The sequence below is a fragment of the Paenibacillus sp. UMB7766-LJ446 genome (assembly GCF_030226665.1).
GTDB lineage: Bacteria > Bacillota > Bacilli > Paenibacillales > Paenibacillaceae > Paenibacillus > Paenibacillus vandeheii.
Map to the genome: position 1 here is coordinate 68,435 of NZ_JASOYM010000005.1, position 17,574 is coordinate 86,008.

A 17,574-nucleotide genomic window follows, 5' to 3' on the forward strand; every position below is an offset into this window, starting at 1 on the left:
TGAATGAAACAGCAGCATGTTCCAGTCACTGTCAAGCCGAATAGAGAAAGACAGCATCGCATGACAGCGGCTGTGTTGTCCGTGGTCCTGCAAGGACTTGGACAGTTGTATAACCGTCAATGGATCAAGGGAATATGTTTTCTGATCCTGGAGGGAATTGGACTCGCATATCTGATTCCTCGTTTGAATCAAGCCGTATGGGGAGTATGGACGCTGGGCGAGCAGACGCAGCGTTTTGTCAAAGTGAATGGATCAACGGTGCTGCAGCAGGGCGACCACTCCATCTTCTTGCTGCTCAATGGAATTATTGTACTTTTGGTGTTTTTCGTTTTTCTTCTGCTGTATATCTTCAATATCCGGGACGCGTACCTCACGGGGAAATTAAGAGAGGAAGGAAAGCAGGCTACCAGAGCTTCTGCTTCCCTGAGATATCTGCTCGATAAACAATTCCCGTATCTTTTCTTGTCGATTCCAGCCCTCGGTATCCTGTTTTTCACGATTATGCCGATTTTGTTTACGATTACGCTGGCCTTCACTAACTACTCGGCACCGGATCATATTCCGCCCGCCAAGCTGGTGGACTGGGTGGGCTTTAAGACGTTTACGGACCTGGTTCAGCTTAAATCGTGGAGCCATACCTTCTTTGGGGTATTAACGTGGACGGTCATTTGGGCCATTCTGGCAACCGTCACTACCTATTTTGGGGGCGTGTTGGTTGCGCTTCTCATCGAACAGAAGGGCATTCGTTTCAAAAAGCTGTGGCGGACGATATTCATTCTTCCTTATGCCATTCCGCAGATTATTTCACTGCTTTTGATGCGTAACTTGTTCAACGGACAGTTCGGTCCCATTAATACGTATATGAAGGCTTTTGGTCTTGAGGGGCTGCCTTGGTTAACCGATCCGTTCTGGGCAAAAGTTACCGTCGTCATTGTCAACATGTGGATCGGAATCCCGGTCAGCATGGTGCTCATCCTGGGCGTGTTGACGGCGATTCCACGGGATTTGTATGAAGCGGCTGAGGTAGACGGGGCGTCCGGCTTTCAGAAGTTCCGCATCATTACGCTTCCTTTTATCATGTTCGCTACGACACCGGTGCTTATTATGCAATTTGCCGGGAATTTCAACAACTTCAATGTCATCTTCCTGCTGACGAATGGTAATCCGCTGCGAGGCGATTATCAATATGCGGGATCAACCGACCTTCTCGTGACCTGGTTGTACAAACTGACGTTGGATAACAACAAGTTCAATATGGCTTCGGCGGTCGGCATTATTATCTTCCTGATTATTGCGTCGTTCTCCATCTGGAATTTCCGTCGTTCCAAATCGTTCAAGGAGGAGGACATGATTCAATGAAAAAGCGCAACAATCCCATGCGTCTGACGATCAGTTATGTGCTGCTGGTCATCATTGCCATCGTATCGGTATATCCCGTCTTGTGGATATTTCTCTCGTCACTGCGTCCAGGGGCGGCCCTGTTCAGTGAACGTCTGTGGCCTGAAGCGTTCACGCTGGCACATTACGGGGAGCTGTTTAACAACCCGTCGTTCATGTATGGAACATGGTATCTGAACACGTTGAAGATCGCCTTTTTCACCATGATTTTCTCAACGCTTATGGTTACGTTGGGCATGTATGCCTTATCCCGTTTCCGGTTTCGCGGTCGGAAGACCATTCTATCCACCATGCTGATCCTGGGAATGTTCCCCAGCTTCATGAGTATGATCGCCATTTATATTATTTTGCTTCAGATCAAATTGCTGGACACCCATGCCGCGTTGATTCTGGTCTATTCGTCCGGGGCCGTGCTGGGTGGATTTATTGTCAAAGGGTTCTTTGATACCATCCCGCGCAGTCTGGATGAAGCCGCACGAATTGACGGCGCCAGTCATCTGCGCGTGTTCACCAGTATCATTTTGCCGTTGTCCCGGCCGATGCTGACCTATGTAGCTTTAACCAGCTTTACGGGTGCGTGGATGGACTTTATCTTTGCCCGGCTGGTACTCCGGACGAAAGAGAACTGGACCCTTGCAGTCGGCATGTGGGATCTGGTTAGCCGCTATCAGGACAGTAACTTTACGATGTTTGCTGCCGGGGCCGTACTGATCGCCATTCCGATTACGTTGTTGTTTGTATTCCTGCAGCGTTTCCTTGTGCAGGGGCTGACCTCTGGCGCCTCCAAAGGATAAAATGATAAAGGATATTAAACAATTAACCGCATAGACAGCCTGTAGAACATACCCAGGCCACCACCAATCAGGCGCTTCTGAGAGGTTCCATTCATCGCTGGAACTGCTTCGGAAGCGCCTGTCTGCTGTTTGAGACCGAATGATAAAAGGAGGAAAAGATCGATGGGAACGCTACAGTCCCCAGAACCCGAATTGGGGCCAAACGGGGCTCGCACTGCAGCGGAGAGTCAGAAAATGGCCAATAGGGCGCTTTGGCGCAATGTTGCTTATCGCAGAATTTTGTGCGGCTACGGCATCTCTGTATTCGGTGATTGCTTCAACGGCATTGCCATCAGTCTGTGGGTGTTGCAGACCACGGGAAGTGCCAAGAGCATGGCAGCTGTGCAGGTATGTAATATGGTCGTCAGTTTTCTGTTCGGATCATTCGCGGGTACGTTTGCCGACAGGCTGGATCGCAGAAAACTGATGCTGTCGTCGGATTTGTTTCGTGGAGCCATGGCGTTTATTATCGCAGTGAGTCTGTTTGTGCTGCACGCTCCTTTTCCATTCGTGCTGCTCTTGCTTTCCCTTTCGATGTTCTCCAGCCTGTTTCAGGCGCCTGCATTTCACGCTTCGGTAACCAGTCTGGTGGGGAGGGAGTATCTGCAGCAAGCTACAGGAACCATTCATTTGGTCGATAATATTGCCCGTATCAGCGGACTTGCCGCAGCGGGAATTGCGGTTTCTGCATTTGGAGGGTTTACGGCGATCATGATTACGGGTGTGACCTTTTTATTGTCTGCGATATGTGTGATGTTGGCCGGGCGTTTCCCAGATGTACAACGTTCTTCCATGCATAGAGGATCGTTCGTCAAGGAGTGGGGTGGCTCGTTCTCTTACATCTTTGCACATCCCCTGATTCGCTCCATCGTCATTCTTAATCCGCTGCTGATTCTCTTCTTCATGTCAGCCATCATGCTTGTTCAGGTCATGGCGGTCAACGTATGGCAGGCGAATCCTGTCCAGTTCGGACTGATCGAGACGTGTATTCCTCTGGGGTATATGCTGGGTTCCGGGATTCTGATTGCCTCCGGCAACCGGTTGAAACGAAGAGGACGATGGGTGTTTATCGGTTTACTGGTCCTTGGTCCACTGTATATGCTGTTATCCAAGGTATCCTCTCCATTGCTGGCCTTGCCGCTGATTATTGCCGGGGGAGCCATGTTTGCGTGCTGTACGATGTTAACCCAGATCATGATGCGTGCCGAGGTTCCTGATGAGCTGCAGGGAAGAATCTACGGTGTGCTCGGTACCATAACAAGTACAGCCCCGATCCTGGGATTAACGGTGGTTTCGGTTCTGGCCGATCAATGGGGTGCCCAAACCGTGTTGGAAAGCCTTGGGGCGTTGCTTTTGGTGGTAGGGGTGGTCGCAGCAGCAGGATTGAAATCCATTCGGACCTATCGATAGCCAAGCATGCCATGTCAAAGGTAAAACAAGCTCAATCAAAGAACCCGGAGCAGGCGCTTATCGCGTCTGACTCCGGGTTGAATGATAGGAAGATGAAGGAGTGACTATTGCCAGTCTACTGTAACGGTTGCCGTTCCGCTGGTTGGTGTGGTGAAGGTATGGTTATTACCATTTTCCCACGTGATGGTAGAGCCGTTCTTTTTGAAAAACTTGAATTCCAGTTTCGTTCCAGCAGGTACGCTGACGTCGTAGTACCAGGTTGGATAGGAGTAGATCACCTGATTAAACGCTGGACCAATGGCGAGAGGACCTGTGGACCAGTTGCCCAGCTCCGCGACACTACCTGACAGATAGAGATTCTGACCAAGCGTGGTGGATGCATTGTTGATCACAAAACGAACGGAAACCTGATTGCCACTAAGAATCGTGAAATTGTTATAGGTGTTACTGTTGACTCCGCTGGCTGCGACTTTAACTGCATAGTTGCCGGCGGCAACAGCAGGGATGGTCACTTTGATCTGAGTATCTTCCCAGGAAGTAATGGCTGAGCCGGTCACAGCTGTTGTACCGAAATAGACCGTGCCTTTGGTAGTACCGAATCCGCGACCATTAATAGTAACGGTGTTGCCCGCTTTACCCATGGTAGGACCTACATGCCCGATGGTTGGCGTTGTGGTATCGGCTGTATACTGCCAAACTGCTGTGGCTCCTGCGGCCAAAGTGAAGGTAGAGACGTTACCTCCTGTGGAGGTAATGTTATTACCGTTTAGCGCACCTGCAAGTACATCGTTGTATGTTCCAGAAGGGAGCGATGTAGTAAGGCCGCTGATGGAAGTGGAATTCGAGAGATTGCGGTTAACCGCTATGACAGCCACGTTGTTGCCGAATTTACGTTCATACACATACACATCATTGTTAATCCAGCGCTGCTGGGTAGTTCCGTAAGCGATAGCTGGATTGGTTTTGCGTAATGGTGCCAGTTTGCTGATGACGTTAAAAGCGGTTGTAGTTTTGGAGAATGAAGGCATTTTCGCCCGGTTGTTAGGATCTCCGTTACCCGTCAAATATTGTTCCGTACCGTAATAGATAGCTGGCACGCCCCGTGAGGTAAGTGTAAATGCAAGAGCTTGTTCCAGGCGACGGTTGTTAACGGCACTTGTTTTGAAACGATCCATGTCATGGTTGTCGATAAAGGTTACCTGATCATTCACCTGTGCATAATCAGCCGCAGTGCTGGTGATCATGGCATCCAGGGCAACCATCGAGGACGTGTTATCCCGGAACACGTTACGTACTTCATTGTTGAAGCGGAAGTCAAGCAGACTCATCCCGGATTGATTGGCAAAGTTGGTGTTGTCCGCATCCGATGCGGATGAACCCAGGAACCATTCACCAAACGTAAACACCGGTTTGTAGCCGTAGATGGAGGACATCCAGTTCTTTTGCCATCCCATCGGCATATGCTTGACCGCATCCACCCGGATTCCGTCAATGCCCATATCCAGCCAGAGCTTGATCGCATCCTTGAAGTATGTGTCAATCGTGCTGTTGTTGTGATTCAGGTCAGCGAGATCATAGAGGTTTTTGTAGATGCCATTCTCCAGTGTGGAGAAGTCGGAGCCGCCATTGTGGTGGAAATATTTGTTCGTATCATTGGTGTAGCCACCAAGCAGCGTGCCGTTATTGTACAACTTTCCATTCTCTGCGAATGAGGTATCGGTTTCCATGGCAGGAGAGGTATGGTTGGGAGCAAAATCAATGATCACTTTAATGCCCTTGGCATGTGCCGTATTGATCAGGTTCTGGAAATCGGTCATCGTACCGAAAGCAGGATTGGTCTTCTTGAAGTCACGTGCCCAATAGCCGTGATAAGCCGTATTATTGACACCGGAATAATTAATCAGCGAGTAAATGTTCTCCACAGGCTGGGAAATCCAGAGTGCCGTAATGCCGAGATCGGTAAAATAATTGTCGTTGATCTTGTTAATCAGTCCTTGCCAGTCGCCCCCGCAATAGAGCTTCAGGTTGGAACAGGAGGCGTCATAGGCCGCCCCAGTAGGATTGTTGGAGGGGTTACCGTCCAGAAAGCGGTCCGTAAATACTTGATAAATAACATCGGTGCTAAAGTTCTGCTTGTTGGTTACAGCGGTATCCGCATCTGCGAATACGGAGGCTGCCGGGAATATTGGCAGTGCACTTCCAGCCAGCAAGCTGAAGCTCAGCGTGGTACTGAGGATGATTCGCTTGGTCCATTTGAACATGGTAATCCACCCTTCGTTTATTATATAAATTGAACTAAAGAATATTTACACTTACCACTCCGATGACAGAACAACCTTCCGATCGCTGTTATCCCCAGATTTTTTTTGATTCCCTTTTTCAAAGGGGAAAATCCGGGGATAAAGGCGAACGTTGCACTTCTTCAGGTTATTTCTGTCCTCTCCGTTCTCGTGTAAATGTTTAGTTCAACTTATATTGATGTGTGTTCTCTTCCCTAATTAGAAAAGCGCTTTCAATTCAGCCATTGGCAGGTTATTCTTAAACAATATCCCCTCCTTATGAATGCCAACAACCCCGGCACCTCCTGATGGAGTTACCGGGGTTGTCCTAAACCGATTGGGTTTAAAAGCATGGCCCTCTAGTTATAATCACAACGTTATGATAATTAAATAATGGTTTGGTTGTCAATAACTTTTTCCTGAGCATTTTTTTTCTATTTCTATATTTACAAATCAGGCTCAACAGATTTAAACTATTCGCAGACCCACCAATATAAGGGCTATGCATTTTAGAACATTTCGGTGTTTTAAAACAACCCCGTCTCTTCAGAGACGGGGTTGTTTGTCGATGTAGCCGAAGGAAGAACAAAGCAGGCATAACCGGAAAAAACCAGTGTGTACAAGGGGAATCTATAGGAGAGGCGGTTGATGGCTCAGTGAACACTCATTCTGTCATCGAATGTGTGGAAGGTTTCAAGGCATCCAGGCTGGACAACACGAGAAAGATTTTTGTCTATTTGCCACCAGGCTATAAGGAGCATGTGGATCATCGTTATCCGGTGTTATACATGCATGCGGGTCAGAGAGCCTTCGGCTCTTCGACTGCGGGAAATGAAACGTGGCACGTAGATCAGGCAGCAGACCAACTGATCGCTCAAGGCTTGATGGATGGGCTGATCATTGTCGGAATTGCCCATGTTCGTCCAGTTACACACAATGAATTCTATCATTTCATTGCGCCTGCAAGAGAAGCGGTGAGTGTGGGCTGCTCCGGCCTGGATTATGAACACTTTATCATTCATGAGCTGAAACCGTTCATTGACGAGCATTACCGCACACTTCCGGACAAGGACAATACGGGACTGCTTGGTTCTTCCGCAGCGGCACTCAGCACCTTTCATATGGGAACACGTCATCCCGAAATTTTTGGCAAACTAATCATGCTCTCTCCCTTCTTCGTGGACGTACAGCTGGACGAAGCGTCGGACAGCAGGCTTCTGGAAGAGGACATGTATCTCATGCCTGAGAGCAGTGCTTCGATTCAAATGTGGATGGATATTGGGGACGCCGAAGGATTGTTTCTGCCTTCCCAGGTAAGGAAAATAGCCCATCAAATGCTTGAACTGGGGTATAAACCTGGCAAGGACATCGCATTTCTGGAACAGCCGGATGCAGGTCATCAGGAAGCGGATTGGGGAGAGCGGGTTCACCTTCCGCTGATGTACATGTTTGGCCGAATCGGCAAACCGGTCTCTCTGGAATTATCGGGGAGGGACGTTATTGGTTTGAAGGGCGGAATGAGAGTTCAAATCAATGCGCTGCTTCATCATGATAGTGGGTTCACCATGAGTGTGCTTGATGGGGAATATAGGTCCGGTCAACCCGATGTTCTTGAGGTACGACCCAATGGGGAACTGGTTCCTGTCAAGACGGGTCATGCAGTCGTTACCCTGACGGTGGGAGCGTTGTCGGCATCACGCATGTACACGGTTGTGGAGGAATTATCGGGTCACGTGACAGTCTGCATGAGTGCGGAGGTACCGTATCAGGACATGTATGATGACTCGATCTATGGAGGCATGGGCATGAAGCTTCTGCACGCAGGCGGCGGCCGTTATGAGGGCTGCTTCGAGGTTCCGCGTGACAGCGGATTTCGGTTCAGATTCACGCGAGGCTTCCGGCAGTTTGAGACCGATGCAGATGGCAAGGCACTGCCCAATCGGGTGTTTCGTGCCCGTGATAACCTGTCTCTTCATTACAAAATCCAGTCTTGGGGCAGCACAGCTGCCAAGGCCGGGAACAGGAGGTAGCCATGATTAGTCAACCATTTCAACCAACGATGGATATTCCGTATTATTATCCCTGCAATTTTCCTTTGATTCATGAAATCCTTCAGCGTCAGGGCTCATTAAGCAGTCTCGGATTGCTGGCTTCCAGCCGCTTGTATAGTCTGCCTTCCTGTTCGGATCGTGGCCTGATCAAGCCTTATTTTCATAAGCTGGATTATGGGGAGCCGATGTGGGAAGTGTTTGGAGAACGGGAATTTGACAGCTTCGAACAAGGAAAGGCATATATGCGGGAGCGCCTTGAAAATAAGGACCTTTTGATCGTCACAGGCACAAGTTATTGTTTGCCTTACGGGGAGGATTATCGAAATCCGGAATATATTCACAAACTCGTTAAACAAGGCTCGCGCCTGCATCTGGTCGATCATTGGCTGGCTGTGTACGGGATGGATGAGGAGCAGTTCTATATCTATGATCCTGTTCCCTCCAAATACATGGGAGCTGTATCGGCTGCTGATTTCCAGGAGTTCTGGAAAGGAAACAAAAATATCTCTGAGCTGGAAATAGCCCGGCGAAAAGAAACATTACGGACCTATGGCACGATGGAGATCCGTGCGGTGGAAACACTCGACTCTGCAGGCTACCGGAACATGCTGCGTTCTGCGCTGGCGACCCAAGCCCATGAATTCATCACGGGCAGAACCGTCTGGCAGGGCAATCGAAGCTATTATTTTGGAAAGGCTGTATCTTCACAATTGTTACAAAGACTGCAACCGGATGCCGAGGTGGATCGTGAAAAAGAGAAAGCCATCTCCGCGTTCCTGTTTGACATGCGCTGGAGCCGCTACTTTTTCCGTGATTTGCTAGAAGAGGCCGCCAAATGGCTTGATTCTCCCCATGATCAATATGTTGCGGAATTCAGTGCATTGATAGCTCGCTGGGAACAGGCTCACAAGCTGCTGCAGATCGCCAGAATGAAACGAAGCCCTGAATGGCGGGAGCAGTTAACGGATATTATCGAAAAATTGGCGGCGGATGAATTGCGCTGGTACGAAGCGCTGATGACGACACATCAGCATGCTGACCGATTCAGACAGACATCATCGACTGCAGAGAACTCCGCTCCTTCACAACGGGAAGTTATTGAGCGGATTGTGTTGGATAGCTGCGATGAGATTAATCGGTACCATAACGCGCCCATTCCTCTGGAGCATGGTTTGCAGGCGCCCTTATATGGAAGGCGGGGGAGACTGGACTCCCTTGAACTTGTCACTTTACTTGCGGTTGTAGAGCAAGGGGTTGAAGATACGTTTGGTGTAGGGATAACTCTCGCGGAAATAGCCGCTGCTTCCATGCCCGAAAGTCCTTACCGAACGGTGGAATCGCTGGTTGAATATTTGGAGGTGCAATTGAAACATGGCCCGAAGGATGATGAGGGATGAATATCACTTTTCTTCTGGAACGGTTCGCCGCGTATGATTTTCGCCCTGCCTTGATATGGAAGGATGAGCAATATAGTTATATCTGGTTATTGGATCAGGTGAACACCCTTGGTCAGTGGATTTCCAGAGAAGGTCTTGAAGGGACAATCGTTGTGCTTGAAGAGGATTATTCTCCTTATGCGGCAGCGGCATTAATCGCTCTTCTGGAACGGAATTGTATTGTGGTTCCGTTGGATCGACACTTGGTTGAGGCTAAACGGAATGAATATACAGCGCTCGCTCAGGCAGAATGGTGCATGAGTGTTGGAGAAGGGAAAGCTATAGCCAGACGCTGCTCCGTGCAAGTTAGTCGATCTCCGATATTGGCAAGGCTCGGTCAGGAAAAGAAAGCAGGTCTGGTGATCTTCTCCTCCGGATCGACAGGACGAAGCAAAGCAGCTGTTCACAGCGCGGATCGTCTGCTGAACGGGTTCAGGCGGCAAGTCCGGCCGCTTTGTACCATTCCTTTCATGATGTTTGACCATATTGGCGGCTTAAACACGATGCTGCAATCTCTGTCCAGCGGCGGCTGTTTATGTATCATATCGGATCGCTCACCCGTCGAATTATGCAGAACCATTGAAAAGTATCGCGTTCAGGCGCTGCCGGTCTCACCAACGTTCATGAATCTAATGCTCCTTAGTGAAATCTATCGGGAATTCGACCTATCCAGTCTCGAAGTGGTCTCCTATGGGTCAGAGGTTATGCCAGAGGCGCTGCTTGCAGCATGGAATCGACAGTTCCCGCATGTACGCACGGTGCAGGCTTATGGCATGTCGGAGCTTGGCATTTTGCCGACACGTTCCAAAGATTCGGATTCCTTGCTATTTACGGTGCGTGATGGAGAAGTCCGTTATCGAATTGTAGACGGGTTGCTTGAGATCCAGAGTGAAACAGCCATGATCGGGTATCTGAACGCTCCATCTCCTTTCACGGAAGATGGTTGGCTTCAGACCGGAGACGAAGCGGAGATGGAGGATGGTTACATTCGCATTCTGGGTCGCCGCTCGGAGATCATTAATGTAGGCGGACGTAAGGTTTATCCTGCGGAAGTGGAGAACGTTCTGGAGCAAATGGATTCCATTGAAACGGCTGTCGTCAGCGGGGAGCCGAGTGGAATTACGGGGCAGATGGTTAAGGCCACGGTCAGACTTACAGGTGAACAGTCTCTTACAGAACTGCGCAGACAAATCTGGGACTTTTGCCAAGACAAGCTGCCACCATACAAAATCCCGCAAAAGATCGTCGTTACTCATGAAACATTAACAAGTCCAAGAATGAAGAAAATAAGAAATCCCGGTCCAAGCTTCTCCGTTCTTGAGGAGGTTGCGGCAAGCATGGAGGAAGATTTGGAAGGGACTTAAGAATGAATGAACATATAAATGAAGCGACTCATGAATGCCAATGCAGGATGGGAAATAGTGAGTTGTAATTGGAGAGGGGAGCCGTTGGATGCATTACGCATCTACGGTTCCCCTTTTGTTGAACAGATTCGAAGTGATTCGTACGAGAGATAACCCTTTACACAATTTAATGTGAGATATCCTTATACGACGTACCAAGAGTCTCATCGGAAGAAGGATTTAGAATGAAGCAAGATGTTATGCTTTCACGTGTGATTTCACATCCAGCTGCAGCAGGGAGAAACCGTACGCTTCCAAGTCCAGCTTCAACTTGTTCTGCTGAGTTTCCCGGGCTGTGGCTGAGAATACATTACGCCAAGTCCCCTGGTGTAGTGGTAACTCTATACTGCGGGGTTCTTCGCTTGCATTCAGGACAAGCACGAATTGTTCCCCGGTCTCCTGATCCTTGCGTCCAATAGCAATGCATGGATCTCCGGCTTCAGCGTAAATCATCGTGATGTCCGCACCGCGCAATGCAGCGTGTTGTTTACGCAGGGCAATGGCTTGGGTGAAGAAGTCGAGCAGATCCTTATTCTGCTTTTGTTCGTCCCACTCCATACATTTGCGGCAACCTGGATCATAACCTCCATCAAGTCCTACTTCATCACCATAGTAAATACAAGGAGCACCTGGGTACGTAAGCAGCAGCATGACAGCCAGCTTCATTTTGCGTACATCCCCTTCACATAGGGTGAGGAGTCGCGGCGTGTCATGACTGCCAAGCAGGTTGAAAGCTGCCTCGGTTACAGGCTGTGAATAAGCAGCAAGCAGTTTGCCAATCTCGTTGGCGAACTCGAGACCGTCGAGCTTGCCGAGCACGGCATAATCCATAACGGAATTGGTGAACGGGTAGTTCATAACCGCATCGAACTGGTCTCCTTGCAACCACATGATGGAATCATGCCAGATTTCGCCGAGCAGATAAGCATCCGGATTAAGGGTTTTGACCGTTTGCCGGAATTCACGCCAGAATTGATGGTCTACCTCATTGGCAACATCCAGCCTCCAGCCGTCGATACCCATATCCTGAATCCAGTAGCGGGCCACCTCCAGCAAATATTCTTTGACCTCGGGATGCTCCGTGTTCAGTTTGGGCATAAGGGGTTCGAAGGCAAAGGTTTCATATGTGGGAATGCCATCCTCAATACGCGCCGGCCACTCTCTGACATGAAACCAATCCGCATAACGGGAAGCGGCTCCTTTCTCAAGCACATCCACGAATGGAAGAAACTCTCTCCCGGAGTGATTAAACACTGCATCCAGAACAACCCGTATGCCGCGTTCATGGCACGCATCCACCAGTTCCTTCAATTTCTCATTGGTGCCAAAGTGGGGATCGACCCTCATATAGTCTGCGGTATTGTATTTATGGTTGGTTGTAGCCTGGAACACCGGGCAGAAATAAATGGCGTTAATACCAAACGTACTCAGATGGTCGAGATGGTCCAGAACCCCCTGCAGGTCACCCCCGAAAAAATTGAAAGGCGTCGGTTCACCGCCCCAGGGCTCTGCGTTCTTCGGACTGATCGAAGGATCACCATTGGCAAAACGTTCAGGGAAAATCTGATAGAACACCGCATCCTTAACCCAAGCTGGCGGTTCGAAGATATCTACCGGGTTCATAAATGGAAAATCGAAAAATTCCAGCGGATGATCGGGCAGGGCCTGCTCAAATCCCCGTTCCGTCATCCAGACGGATTCCTCGCCCTCAATCAGCTGGAAGCCGTAGCGCAATCTGCGGTAGGGTGGTTGCGCTTCCACTTCCCAATAATCGAACAGGGCATCACGGGCAAAGATCCGCATAGGAAGGTGGAGGATCGTACGATCCCAGGCATATTTATCCCCGACAATAGCGATAACGGCATCCAGATCGCCGCGTTTGGAACGGAGTCTCAGGTGCATGGTCGAACGGTCGTATACGTAGGACCAATTCATTTTGGGACGATGATAAATAGCTTCAAGTAACATGACATTCACTCCTTGGTTGGGATGGATCATACGGCTATAAACGCAAAAAAGGCACAACCCCAATGTTTACGAGGTTGTACCTTTCGGCAGCATAGCCTTTTGATTATAGTGCTATTATACGAACTAATTTGGAAAAAGAAAACACTTTTTTTTCCTGAAATCTCAATTTGTTTATTTTGGAACGACTGGTGTGTCCCGCTTCATGTGTGAGGGTAGAATGATTCAAAATCAACACACATTTTGGTGGTCTATTTACTAAAATTCATACCCAAGTTTATTGGCATAGGCAGACAGTTCTTTGTGATATTTCTCGATGCTTTTCTTGCCTGCATCAATTTTGGCGTTACCTTGTTTCAGGACTGCACTGTTTACCGTTGTTTTGGAGACAGCTTTTTTAGCGAGTTGGAATCCTTCCAATTGTGTATAGCTTCCTTTGATCAAAGTGGCATGGATTTTTTGCAGTTCCGCATTTTGCGGCTTGATCAGCTTCAGCTTGGATACATACTTGGTGTAGTTGGGAATGGCTGTATTGGTCAATTTCAGGAAAACGGACTTGCGATTGGAAGACGTAATATATGAGCTGCCAGCCATAGCATCGAAGGCTTTCTCCTCATATACCGCTGCGCTATCCAGTTGATCCAGGTAGTTCAGGAAATCCTCTTCCTCGACTGTAAGTTCCGGCTCTTCTTCTGTTGTGTCAACTTCGGAGTAGGCGTCCTCCGAATATGTAGTGGTTGAGTCATCTGCAGCAGCGGCATACGACCCTGCAGTTGTGAATACCCCGCCGAGCAAAACAAAACTCATAATGATTGATAGTACCCATGATTTCTTCACGTTTTAATTTCCCCTATCTATATATGTGATATTATTCCAATGGATAATCTAACATAGCACGACAAGAAATTACAGGAATCGATTGACAGACATGGAATCTATAATTTGTTTTGAATTAACAAAAGGGAAGAATAGGAGTCCAGACAGCAGTGCCATATTTTTAATGAATGATTAATGTAGTTAGATGAATAAAAATAGAATTCGTAAGGTCCCGATTTGAATCAATCGAGAGCGGGATCTTTTTTTAATTAAATCTGCCCAAAATGGACGTACAGAGAGCGGTCAGATGATATAATCGAGTGAAGGTTATGGTCTCACCAGAATAGTTCCGAAAAGGTTTTCGGTGAGGAGTATATTTTTGTTTGTAACCGCAATCATAAAACACACAGAAAGTGAGAGCTGAGATGAATCAGAAAAGGCTTTTTACAGATGGATGGCAGTTTGCAAAAAGTAAGCTGGAGGTTACGGAGCCTGCGGGGTTAACGTTTGAACCGGTGGAGCTTCCTCATGATTGGCTGATCTATAATACGCTTGAACTGTATGAGGACAGCATTGGCTGGTATCGCAAGACATTCCCGTATACGAAGGATGAACAACAGCTTCTGCTTTGTTTTGACGGGGTGTACATGGATTCTTCCGTATATGTGAACGGGCAACTTGTAGGGGAATGGAAGTATGGATACTCTGCTTTCGAACACGAAATCACGAGTGCAGTGGTAGAAGGTGACAACGAAATTATAGTCAAAGTTGTGCATCAGAGCCCCAACAGCAGATGGTATTCCGGGGCCGGAATTTACCGCAATGTGTGGCTCAAAACGAGAGATCGTAACCATATCATCACAGACGGTACCTATATATCCATTCAGCAGCAGCCAGAAGGTTGGCAGGTTGAAGTGGATACGGAGCTGAATGTCGACCAGAACGCACAGCTTGTGCATACGATTTGGTATCAGGGTAAGCAGATCGTATCCAGCAAAGCGGACGTTATGACTACAGCGGGTAAAGACGCTGGACAAGGAGAGATACAATCCAACAGCCAACTGCTGAAAGTGGATCAACCGAACTTATGGAGCCCGGATGAACCGAATCTGTATGAGCTGGTAACGGAGCTGCAAGTGGCTACAGGTGAGCAGGGCTATGAGACGATCGAGTCCGTTACACAGCGGATTGGCTTTAGGGATATCAAGCTGGATGCAAACGAAGGCTTCCACCTGAATGGTGTCAAAATGAAGCTGAACGGCGTGTGTGAACACCATGATCTTGGGGCGCTGGGGGCTGCTTTTAACTTGACGGCACTGCGCAGAAGATTTGGGTTGTTGAAGGAAATGGGCGTCAACGCCATTCGAACAGCTCATAACATGCCTGCCAAAGAGTTCATGGAGCTTGCGGATGAGATGGGTATGCTGATCGTTTCGGAAGCGTTCGATATGTGGGAGAGAGCCAAGACCCCTTACGACTATGCGAGATTTTTCCCGGAATGGGCACATACCGATGTGAAGAGCTGGGTGAAGCGGGATCGTAATCATGCAAGTCTGATCATGTGGAGTATCGGGAACGAAATCTATGATACCCATGCGGATGAGCGGGGGCAGGAAGTGACTCGCATGCTGATGGAGTATGTACTGGAATTTGATCCAAAAGGGAATGCAGGCGTGACCATCGGTTCGAACTACATGCCGTGGGAAAACGCGCAAAAATGCGCTGATATCGTGAAGCTCGCAGGCTATAACTACGCGGAAAAGTATTACGACAAACATCACGAGGAACATCCCGACTGGATTATCTATGGTAGTGAAACGTCGTCTGTGGTACAGAGCCGTGGGATCTATCACTTCCCGTTTGAGCAAACCATTCTGGCGGATGATGACGAGCAGTGCTCGGCTTTGGGTAACAGTACGACAAGCTGGGGCGCGAAGTCGGCAGAATATTGCATTTTGGCAGAACGGGATACTCCGTATTCATTGGGGCAGTTCTTGTGGACCGGATTCGATTATATCGGAGAGCCGACACCATATCATACGAAGAATTCATATTTTGGACAGCTGGATACAGCAACGTTCCCGAAAGATTCCTACTATATCTACCAAGCAGCCTGGACGGATTACAAGAGAAACCCGATGGTTCACCTGTTCCCATACTGGGATTTCAGCCCTGGTCAGCTAATCGATGTACGCGTGTGCAGTAATGCGCCGAAGATTGAATTGCAGCTGAATGGCAAGACGATCGGCACGTATGATATCGACCATGCAAAGGGAACCCAGCTGGCAGGCTGGTGGAAAGTGCCATATGAAGAAGGTGAGCTCAAAGCCATCGCGTATGATGAGAACGGTAACGTCATTGCAACGGATGTACAAAGATCCTTTACAGACGCGAAGAAGGTTCGTCTGCAAGCCGATCGGGAGCAATTGCAAGCGGATGGTACAGATCTGATTTTCGTGGAAATTCAGGTGGAGGATGAAGCAGGTAATCCCGTACAAAATGCAAACAACCGTGTGCAGGTCCAAGTGACAGGTGCAGGCCGTCTGCTGGGTCTGGATAATGGCGATAGCACGGACTATGATCCATACAAAGGATTGAGCAGAAGATTGTTCAGCGGTAAGCTGATGGCAATAATCGGGGCAACAAACGAATCGGGAACGGTACGAATCGAGGTGACTTCGGAAGGATTGGAAAGTGCAGCTGCCGAGTTCGAATCGCAAGCTGTTGAAGGCACAGGAGATCTTACCTTCGGTGATTCCGGCGTCGCTGCAGGTCAGGAACAGACTGTACTCATGAGTAATACGGAACGTCCGGTGTTGACGGGACTCGCCCAGGAGATTCCTTTGCGCAAAATCGAGATCATCAGTGAAGATGGACAGCTATTCGATCCATCGAAACAACACATGACGGTGAGCGCCAAGCTGTATCCGGAGAACACATCTTACCGGGATATCGAGTGGGCGGTGGTGAACGATGCAGGTATCGAATCCAACATTGCCAAGGTGGAAGTGATTCATGCGGAAGCCGGCGTGGATAGAAAGAGTCAACATGCAGTGAAGGTCATGGCACTGGGGGATGGCGAATTCCGGCTTCGCGCGACGAGCAGTAACGGTACCGATAAAACGAAACTGATTTCCCAACTGGAGTTCAAAGCAACAGGTCTGGGTACGGCTTACAAAGATCCATACGGCTTTATTACTGGCGGACTCTACGATTACACCAAAGGGGATGTCGGCAACGGCAATGAACGCGGGGTAGCGACAAGCCGGGATGGGGAGACACATGTAGGCTTCCGCAATATCGACTTCGGGCCTTACGGCTCCGATACCATTACGATTCCGATCTTTGCGCTGTCCAGTGAAGAGTACTTCATTCAGATCTGGGAAGGCATGCCGGATGAAGAGGGAAGCACACTGCTGGCAGATGTGGTGTATGACAAAGAATCCAGATGGAATGTGTATCAGGAAGAGACGTATCATCTGTCCAAGCGGTTGAGCGGGATTACGTCGATCTGTTTTGTACTGAAGCAGAAGATTCATATCAAAGGCTTCTCGTTCGAGCGCCAAAGCCGCGCATTCGAGCAGAATACGGCTGCATCCTGCGATCATCTCTACGGGGATACATTCAAGATCGAGGGCGATCATGTTGAGGGGATCGGAAACAATGTGTCGCTGGAGTTTGAAAATATGGACTTCACGGCAGAAGGCACGTCGAAGCTCGTGATCTATGGCCGTTCGCCGATTGATAAAAACACGATTCATATCCGCTTTGCAGATGAGGACGGACAGAGCAATCAGCTGGTCGAGTTCACACAATCCGAAGGATATGAGGAGCGGGTGTTTGAGCTTGAGCAGGTTAAAGGTGTGCAGAAGGTAACCTTTATCTTCCTGCCGGGTAGTCAGTTTGACTTTGGCTGGTTCCGGTTCGAGAAGTAGGACGGCAGAGAAGAATTGAATTAAATTAATCCTCTTCAGGTGAACAGT

10 protein-coding genes are annotated in these 17,574 nt (G+C 48.8%); 7 read left to right on the plus strand and 3 right to left on the minus strand.

Annotation, left to right across the window (positions count from 1 at the left end; genetic code table 11):
• Positions 1 to 3: 3 nt before the first annotated feature.
• The 3 genes from QP794_RS14280 (at position 4) to QP794_RS14290 (ending at position 3,641) form a co-directional block, all read left to right on the plus strand.
• A complete protein-coding gene (locus QP794_RS14280; RefSeq protein ID WP_079349976.1) occupies positions 4 to 1,359 on the plus strand; it encodes a carbohydrate ABC transporter permease in 1,356 nt (451 codons plus the stop codon).
• Entirely contained in the window at positions 1,356 to 2,192 is an 837-nt protein-coding gene (locus QP794_RS14285; RefSeq protein ID WP_024628944.1) for a sugar ABC transporter permease, read from the plus strand. Before QP794_RS14280 ends, QP794_RS14285 begins: the two co-directional genes overlap by 4 nt.
• Before the next feature lie 162 nt (positions 2,193 to 2,354).
• Complete coding sequence (locus QP794_RS14290; protein WP_285077599.1) at positions 2,355 to 3,641, plus strand: MFS transporter; 1,287 nt, start codon at positions 2,355 to 2,357, stop codon at positions 3,639 to 3,641.
• A gap of 104 nt (positions 3,642 to 3,745) precedes the next feature.
• On the opposite strand, the gene QP794_RS14295 is transcribed toward QP794_RS14290, so the two are convergent.
• The gene (locus QP794_RS14295) at positions 3,746 to 5,902 is read right to left on the minus strand and encodes an alpha-amylase family glycosyl hydrolase (RefSeq protein WP_285077601.1); all 2,157 of its coding nucleotides are present in this window, start codon (positions 5,900 to 5,902) and stop codon (positions 3,746 to 3,748) included.
• Between the two features lie 674 nt (positions 5,903 to 6,576).
• On the opposite strand from QP794_RS14295, the gene QP794_RS14300 reads away from it, so the two are divergent.
• Genes QP794_RS14300 through QP794_RS14310 form a run of 3 tightly spaced genes read left to right on the plus strand, consistent with a single transcriptional unit; the run spans position 6,577 to position 10,771 of the window.
• Positions 6,577 to 7,950 (plus strand): alpha/beta hydrolase, encoded by a 1,374-nt coding sequence (locus QP794_RS14300; protein WP_285077603.1) that lies wholly within the window; start codon positions 6,577 to 6,579, stop codon positions 7,948 to 7,950.
• 2 nt (positions 7,951 to 7,952) lie between these two features.
• Positions 7,953 to 9,368 carry a cysteine peptidase family C39 domain-containing protein gene (locus QP794_RS14305; protein WP_285077605.1) on the plus strand — a complete coding sequence of 472 codons (1,416 nt, stop codon included), beginning with the start codon at positions 7,953 to 7,955 and terminating at the stop codon, positions 9,366 to 9,368.
• Positions 9,365 to 10,771 (plus strand): ANL family adenylate-forming protein, encoded by a 1,407-nt coding sequence (locus tag QP794_RS14310; protein ID WP_285077607.1) that lies wholly within the window; start codon positions 9,365 to 9,367, stop codon positions 10,769 to 10,771. The genes QP794_RS14305 and QP794_RS14310 overlap by 4 nt, the downstream gene beginning before the upstream one ends.
• Positions 10,772 to 11,008: 237 nt before the next feature.
• On the opposite strand, the gene QP794_RS14315 is transcribed toward QP794_RS14310, so the two are convergent.
• Both QP794_RS14315 and QP794_RS14320 read right to left on the minus strand, forming a co-directional pair.
• The gene (locus QP794_RS14315) at positions 11,009 to 12,778 is read right to left on the minus strand and encodes an alpha-glycosidase (protein ID WP_285077609.1); all 1,770 of its coding nucleotides are present in this window, start codon (positions 12,776 to 12,778) and stop codon (positions 11,009 to 11,011) included.
• A 255-nt stretch (positions 12,779 to 13,033) separates the two neighbouring features.
• Positions 13,034 to 13,612 carry a hypothetical protein gene (locus QP794_RS14320; RefSeq protein ID WP_285077610.1) on the minus strand — a complete coding sequence of 193 codons (579 nt, stop codon included), beginning with the start codon at positions 13,610 to 13,612 and terminating at the stop codon, positions 13,034 to 13,036.
• A gap of 404 nt (positions 13,613 to 14,016) precedes the next feature.
• Between QP794_RS14320 and QP794_RS14325 the strand changes: the two genes are divergently transcribed.
• A complete protein-coding gene (locus QP794_RS14325; RefSeq protein ID WP_285077613.1) occupies positions 14,017 to 17,526 on the plus strand; it encodes a glycoside hydrolase family 2 TIM barrel-domain containing protein in 3,510 nt (1,169 codons plus the stop codon).
• Positions 17,527 to 17,574 lie beyond the last annotated feature (48 nt).